6 protein-coding genes are annotated in these 6,234 nt (G+C 65.5%); 5 read left to right on the forward strand and 1 reads right to left on the reverse strand.

Translation table 11 applies throughout. The features are described 5' to 3' along the window. The 5 genes from AS156_RS28825 to mtnK all read left to right on the forward strand — a co-directional run. Positions 1-658, forward strand: a 658-nt coding sequence (locus tag AS156_RS28825) for a biotin--[acetyl-CoA-carboxylase] ligase (protein ID WP_245313110.1), incomplete at its 5' end; no start/stop codon positions are given. Continuing rightward, positions 658-2,328 (forward strand): ribonuclease J, encoded by a 1,671-nt coding sequence (locus AS156_RS28830; protein ID WP_066511827.1) that lies wholly within the window; start codon positions 658-660, stop codon positions 2,326-2,328. The genes AS156_RS28825 and AS156_RS28830, both read left to right, overlap by 1 nt. 41 nt (positions 2,329-2,369) lie before the next feature. Beyond that, the gene (gene mce, locus AS156_RS28835) at positions 2,370-2,774 is read left to right on the forward strand and encodes a methylmalonyl-CoA epimerase (protein WP_016841811.1); all 405 of its coding nucleotides are present in this window, start codon (positions 2,370-2,372) and stop codon (positions 2,772-2,774) included. Positions 2,775-2,780: 6 nt separating this feature from the next. Beyond that, entirely contained in the window at positions 2,781-3,080 is a 300-nt protein-coding gene (locus tag AS156_RS28840) for a DUF1467 family protein (protein ID WP_066511828.1), read from the forward strand. Positions 3,081-3,156: 76 nt separating this feature from the next. Next, the gene (gene mtnK, locus AS156_RS28845; RefSeq protein WP_066511832.1) at positions 3,157-4,461 is read left to right on the forward strand and encodes an S-methyl-5-thioribose kinase; all 1,305 of its coding nucleotides are present in this window, start codon (positions 3,157-3,159) and stop codon (positions 4,459-4,461) included. A 116-nt stretch (positions 4,462-4,577) separates the two neighbouring features. Here mtnK and AS156_RS28850 read toward each other — a convergent pair whose 3' ends face one another. After that, a complete protein-coding gene (locus AS156_RS28850) occupies positions 4,578-6,182 on the reverse strand; it encodes an IS1182 family transposase (protein ID WP_066498669.1) in 1,605 nt (534 codons plus the stop codon). Between the last annotated feature and the right edge of the window lie 52 nt (positions 6,183-6,234).

Below are 6,234 nucleotides of genomic sequence, written 5' to 3' on the forward strand. Positions count from 1 at the left end.
GGCGGGGCGGGGCAGGCGGCAGCGGGCCTGGGTCGCACCGCGCGGCAATCTCGCCAGCAGCGTGCTCGAGGTGCTGGAGGTTCAGCCGGCGGTCGCGGCAACGCTCGGCTTTGCCGCCGGGTTGTCGCTGGAGGCCGCGCTGCAGAAGGTCAGCATCGAGGCGGCGCTGCGGCTCGGGCGGAGCCCGGCCTACACCCTGAAATGGCCGAACGACGTACTGGCTGACGGCAGGAAGCTGTCGGGCATCCTGCTGGAAGCCGAGGGCGTCGGCGATCGCCTGGCGGTCGTGGTCGGGATCGGCACCAATGTCGTGGCCGCGCCCGAGAGCACCCCGACGCCGGCCGTGTCGCTCGCGGCGCTCGGCGTCCAGATCGGCTCGGAGGAGCTGTTCGGCGCGCTGTCGGACGCCTGGGTCGAGTTTCGCGGCATCTGGGACGATGGCCGCGGCTTTGCCGAGGTCCGCCGGCTCTGGCTGGAGCGCGCCGCCGGCCTCGGCGAGCGGGTGGCGATCCAGACCGGGGCCGTCGCGCTGGAGGGTACGTTCGACACCATCGACGACACCGGCTGCCTGATCGTCCGTACCGCTGACGGCCGGCGCATCCCCGTGACCGCCGGCGAGGTCTATTTCGGCAATGCAGCCTCGGTGAGGGCCAACTGATGGCGCGTCCGGACGAACTGACCTTTGCGCCGCTCGGCGGCGTCGGCGAGATCGGCATGAACCTGTCGATCTATGGCCTCGGCAACCGCCATCAGCGCGCCTGGCTCGCCGTCGATCTCGGCGTCTCCTTCGGCGACGAGGAGCATCTGCCGGGCATCGACCTGATCATGCCGGACATCCGCTTCCTGGAGAAGGAACGCAACAACCTGATGGGCCTCGTGCTCACGCACGCCCATGAGGATCATTTCGGCGCCATCATCGATCTCTGGCCCAAGCTCGGTTGCAAGATCTACGCGACCCAGTTCAGCGCCGCACTGTTCGAGGCCAAATGCGCAGCCGAGCGCAATCCGCCGAAGATCCCGGTCACGGTGATCCCATCGGGCGGCCGGATCGACATCGGTCCGTTCAATGTCGAGTTCATCCCGGTCGCGCATTCGATTCCGGAGTCGCACGCGCTTGCAATCAAGACCGACGTCGGCACCGTGCTGCACACCGGCGACTGGAAGATCGACCCGACCCCGATCATCGGGCGGCCGACCGACGAACGGCGGCTGCGCGAACTCGGCGATGAAGGCGTGCTGGCGCTGGTCGGCGATTCCACCAATGCGGTGCGCGACGGCCGTTCGCCGTCGGAGACCGAGGTTGCCGCCACGATCAAGAAGCTGGTCGGGGCGGCAAAGGGCCGGGTCGCCGTCACGACGTTCGCCTCCAACGTGGCGCGCATGAAGGCTGTCGCCGACGCCGCCAGGGCCGCCGATCGCGAGGTCGTCGTGGTCGGCCGCGCCATGGAGCGGGCCGTGCAGGTGGCGCGCGAATGCGGCTATCTCGACGGCGTGCAGAATTTCCGCAGCACCGATGTATACGGCCATTTCCCGTCGGACAAGGTGCTGGCGCTGTGCACCGGCAGCCAGGGCGAGCCGCGTGCCGCGCTGGCGCGGATCGCCAATGACGACCACCCGCAGGTGACCCTGAACAAGGGCGACACCGTGATCTTCTCCTCCCGCACGATTCCCGGCAACGAGAAGGCGGTCGGCGGCATCATCAACGGGCTGGTCGAGCAGGGCGTCGAGGTCATCACCGACCGCGACCACCTGGTGCATGTGTCCGGCCATCCGCGCCGCGACGAGCTGCGCGACATGATCTCCTGGGTGCGGCCGCAACTGTTGATCCCCGTGCATGGCGAGGCCCTGCATCTGGCCGAGCACGCCAAGCTGGCGCGTGCCGCAGGGGTCCCCAAGGTTCTGACCTGCCGCAACGGCGACCTGGTCAAGCTCGGGCCCGGCGAGCCCGGCATCATCGACGAGGTGCCCGCGGGCCGGCTCTACAAGGACGGAACCATTCTGGAGGACTCGAAGTCGCGTGCGGTGGTGGAGCGGCGGCGGATGGGTTTCGCCGGCTGCGCCTTCGTCGCCATCGCGATGACCGAGCAGGGCGAGCTTGCCGACGATCCCGAGGTTGATCTCGTCGGCATGCCGGAGAAGAATGCCGCCGGCGAAATGCTCGACGACATCGTGTTCGATGTCGTGGTATCGACGGTCGAGGGGCTGCCGCGGCCGCGTCGGCGCGATCCAGATGCGCTGGCGGAATCGGTGCGCCGTGCCGTGCGGGCATCGTTGAACGAGCAATGGGGCAAGAAGCCGCTCTGTCTCGTGCACGTTCTGACGGTCTGATGCGCCCCGAACAAGTGCGCGCAACGACAAGGGAGAAACACATGCTGGGTCGGCTCAATCACGTCGCGATTGCGGTCAAGGACGCCAAGCAGGCCGCGAAGATCTACGGCACCGCGTTCAATGCCGAGATTTCCGACGCCGTGCCGCTGCCGGAACACGGCGTCATCACCGTGTTTGTGACGTTGCCCAATACCAAGATCGAATTCATCGAGCCGCTCGGCGAGGCCTCGCCGATCGCAAAGTTCGTCGAGCGCAATGCCGACGGCGGCATCCATCATGTTTGCTATGACGTGCCCGACATCATCGCGGCGCGCGACCGCATGATCGCCGAGGGCGCGCGGGTGCTCGGCGACGGCCAGCCGAAGATCGGCGCGCACGGCAAGCCGGTGCTGTTCTTCCACCCCAAGGATTTTTCCGGCGCGCTGGTCGAAATCGAACAGGCCTGAGCCGCGATGACCTTTCAGATCTCGGCCTACCAGATCTCCACCGGGTTCGCGATCTACTTCGTCCTTTGGTGGCTCGTGCTGTTTCTGACGCTGCCGTTCGGCGTGCGCAGCCAGCATGAGGACGGCGTCGGCGTGCCTGGCACCGACCCCGGCGCGCCGATCCTGGCCCGGATGGGACGCAAGCTGCTGTGGACCACGCTGCTCTCGGCGGTGTTCTTCGCGATCGGGATGTGGGCCTATTACGAGGGCTTTCTTTCGGTCGAGCGACTGTCCAGACTGATGGGGATGCCGGCGTTCCACAACTGACAAGGAAAGGCCGGACAGGCCCGACGCGGGAGCGAGGATCAACCTCGCCCTGTGACATCAGGAGGAGGCGACCACGATGAACCTGCAGGCCCAACCAGGCTCCGGGCAGAGCCAATACCGAATTCTGCGCGAAGCCGATTTGCGCGACTATCTCGCTGGTCTGCCCGCCATCGTCGCGCATCTCGGCGGCGCGCCGGCCGACTGGTCGATCAGCGAGGTCGGCGACGGCAACCTCAACCTCGTCTTCATCGTCAAGGGAACGAGCGGCGGCATCGCCGTCAAGCAGGCGCTGCCCTATGTGCGCCTCGTCGGCGAGAGCTGGCCGCTGCCGCTTTCGCGTGCCCACTACGAGCATCTGGCGCTAGTGCATCAGGCGCGGCTGGCGCCGAAGCTGGTCCCGGCCGTGCTGCATCATGACGGCCCGCTGGCGCTGACCGCGATGGAGCTGCTCGAGCCCCACATCATCATGCGCAAGGGATTGATCGGGGCTACGCGATACCCGCGATTCGTCGAGGATATCTCGACGTTCCTGGCGCGGACCCTGTTCTTCTCGTCCGACCTCTCGCTGACCGCGGCGGAGAAGAAGGAGGGGATCGCTGATTTCGCCGGCAACCACGCGCTCTGCAAGATCACCGAGGACCTGATCTTCACCGATCCCTATCGCGTCGCCGAGCAGAACCGCTGGACTGCGCCGCATCTCGATGCGACGGCGGCCGCCTTCCGCGACGATCTCGACCTGCATGTCGCGATCTCCAGGCTCAAGCTAAAGTTCATGGGGAGCCCCGAGGCGCTGATCCATGGCGACCTGCACACCGGCTCGATCATGGTCGCCGCATCAGAGACGATGGTAATCGACCCCGAATTCGCCTTCTACGGCCCGATGGGCTTCGACATCGGCGCGGTCATCGGCAATCTGATCATGGCCTATCTTGCCTCTGCCGGGCACGAGCGCTCGCCCGGCGAGCGCGCCTCGTTCGAGGCCTGGCTGCTGGAGACGGTTGAGGGCGTCTGGACCGAGTTCGCCCGCAAGTTTGTGGCGCTGTGGCGCAGCGAGGCGAAGGGCGACGGCTATCCGGTGTCGCTATTCGCCGGCGAGGCGGGCGCAACACGGCTGGAAGCGGAGCGGCAAGCCTACATGGCCCGGCTGTTCCAGGACACGGTCGGCTTTGCCGCGGCCAAGACGATCCGCCGCATCCTCGGCCTCGCGCACAACATCGATTTCGAGTGGATCGCGGACGAGAAGCAGCGCGCGATCTGCGAGGCGCGAGCCCTCAAGCTCGCTCGCAGCATGATGCTGGAGACGCCGTCGTTCACGACAATCGGCGCGGTGACCAAGGCGGCACGCGAGGTCCGCAACTGGCAACCGGAGTTTGCCAACTGATCCGACAGCTCCCGTTATTCCGGTTGTGACGCTCCGCGTCGCCCCGGAATGACGATGGAGAGGGCCTGCGACAAATCACCCAGACGAGACTGAGCAAGAACTACTGGTGAGCGGAGTTAGGCCGGCGTGGGCCGGCCGATTGCGAGCGGAAGCCCTATGTTTGTCCAGAGAGCCGCGAGAGCAACCTGGATGGGCGTCAAAAGGGCTGCGAGGGTACATCGGCAAGTAGCAACCGCCTTGGCGAGCGCGGCCAGAAACGCGTCGAAGCCCAGGATGTTGAGCACGCGGGTGAAGTTGTAGCAGAGCGCCATCAGGCTCCACTCGCCGCGGACCTTGTCGAAGCCGCGGACCAGGAAATGACGATAGCCGGCACGGCATTTGAGCGTGCCAAACGGATGCTCGACGATGCCAAAGCGACGGCGCATCACCTCGCCCGCGCCCTGCATCCGCGCGCGATGACGTTCGAGAACGTCTTCATGCTCCCAGCGACCGATCGTCCGGTAGGCCGCGTTCGAGCCAAGGCAACGGATCTTGAGCGGGCAGGTCCTGCAGATCGCTCCGCGCGCCGCGTAGCGGATCTCGACGCGGCCACTGGTGTTCTTCTGCCTGCTCTTCATCGGATGTAGCTGATGGCCGCCGGGACAATGATAGGTGTCGGATACGCCATCATAGTTGAAGTCCTTGAGGGCGAAGCGGCCTTGCTTCTCGAGCCGGGCGCTGCCCTCCGGCACCGGCACATAGGCCGTGATGCCATCGTCCTCACAGGCCTTCAGTTCGCGGCTGCTGTAATAGCCCTCGTCTGCCAGCACCTGCAGGGTCTTGACCTCGAGGGCTTCCTTTGCCGCGATGGCCATCGCATGTAGCTGGCCGACATCGCTGCTGTCGTTCACCACCTCGCTGGCGACAATGAGCTTGTGCTTGTCGTCGACGGCGGTCTGCACGTTGTAGCCTGCGACCCCCTGGCCGCTCTTGACCAGAAGTCGGGCATCCGGATCGGTCAGGGACAACTGCGTCTCGCCATTCTCTTCCAACCGAGCAAGATCGGCTTGTGCGCGCGAGCGCTTCGCCATCAGTGCCGCGACCTTCGCGCCAAGGTCACCACCACCTGCGCCGCCACCATCGGAGCCATCCTGGCCTGGCTTCCTGGCTTCCGCGGCGTCATTGTCCTCAAGGGACTTGCCGTAGGCCTCGATCTCCTGATCGAGCTTTCCGATCTGATCGGCAAGCCTCTTGCGCGTAAAGATGCTGGCCTTGCTGGCGTCGCCATGGAAGAACGAGCCGTCAATCGCAACAACGCTGCCGCCGACAAGACCGAGTTCGCGCATCAGCAGCACGAAGCTGCGGTTGGCCGCCTTCAGAGCCACCCAGTTCTCCTTGCGGAAGTTGCCGATCGTCCGATAACCCGGCTTCAGATTCTTCAGCAGCCAGATCAGTTCCAGATTGCGGCAGGCCTCCCGCTCCAACCGGCGCGACGACCTGATCTGGTTGATGTAGCCGTAAAGGTAGAGCTTCAGCAGATCGGCTGGATCGTACGGCGGTTGACCGACCCCTTCGGCCTTGCGATCCGCATGGCGAAAGCCGAGCTTGGCAAGGTCGAGCACACGAACGAAGCTCTCGATCGCCCGGACCGGGTTGTCCGCCCCGACATAATCCTCAATCCGAGCAGGAAGCAGGCTGGCCTGGTCGCGGCTCTCGCCGCTCTTGAATGTCCGATTCGTCATGAACAGAATCGTACATCAACTTCCCAAAATGCCGAGTTCTTGCTCAGTCTCG

This window comes from Bradyrhizobium macuxiense (genome assembly GCF_001542415.1).
Lineage (GTDB): Bacteria > Pseudomonadota > Alphaproteobacteria > Rhizobiales > Xanthobacteraceae > Bradyrhizobium > Bradyrhizobium macuxiense.

Coding starts and splice junctions, on each gene's coding strand:
- AS156_RS28830 (WP_066511827.1), top strand. CDS start 658: ATGGCGCGTCCGGACGAACTGACCTTTGCGCCGCTCGGCGGCGTCGGC.
- mce (WP_016841811.1), top strand. CDS start 2,370: ATGCTGGGTCGGCTCAATCACGTCGCGATTGCGGTCAAGGACGCCAAG.
- AS156_RS28840 (WP_066511828.1), top strand. CDS start 2,781: ATGACCTTTCAGATCTCGGCCTACCAGATCTCCACCGGGTTCGCGATC.
- mtnK (WP_066511832.1), top strand. CDS start 3,157: ATGAACCTGCAGGCCCAACCAGGCTCCGGGCAGAGCCAATACCGAATT.
- AS156_RS28850 (WP_066498669.1), bottom strand. CDS start 6,182: ATGACGAATCGGACATTCAAGAGCGGCGAGAGCCGCGACCAGGCCAGC.